Origin of the sequence: Pseudoalteromonas sp. S3776 (assembly GCF_005886915.1) — a bacterium.
In the GTDB taxonomy this organism is placed as follows: Bacteria; Pseudomonadota; Gammaproteobacteria; order Enterobacterales; family Alteromonadaceae; genus Pseudoalteromonas.
The window spans coordinates 1-302 of record NZ_PNCU01000187.1; the positions used below are offsets into that span (position 1 = coordinate 1).

The window sequence follows — 302 nt, forward strand, 5'->3', positions numbered from 1 at the left end:
ACCCAATTTGTAAATGGTTATTTAGCATGTTGCACCCCAATTGGGGAATCGGTATGGCTTACTACTTCAGTAGAAAAAGTAGGGAGAAAACCGGTACTTCCGATCAAGCTTTTTTGGGGGAAGATAATGAATGGCTGATCCTTTATTGTAAAGAAATACTAACCCAACGAGAGATTGATTATTTTATTTTTGGGCATAGGCATTACCCTATAGATTTCACTTTGAATAATAATAGCAGGTATATTAATTTGGGGGATTGGATCCGTAATTTTACTTATGCAAGTTTTGATGGTGAACTAGTT

At 35.8% G+C, this 302-nt stretch carries 1 protein-coding gene; it reads left to right on the forward strand.

Annotated features, from left to right (window positions below; translation table 11 throughout):
- Nucleotides 1-26: 26 nt before the first annotated feature.
- Nucleotides 27-302: UDP-2,3-diacylglucosamine diphosphatase (locus CWC16_RS20115; RefSeq protein ID WP_212747465.1), on the forward strand; the 276-nt coding region annotated here is incomplete at its 3' end.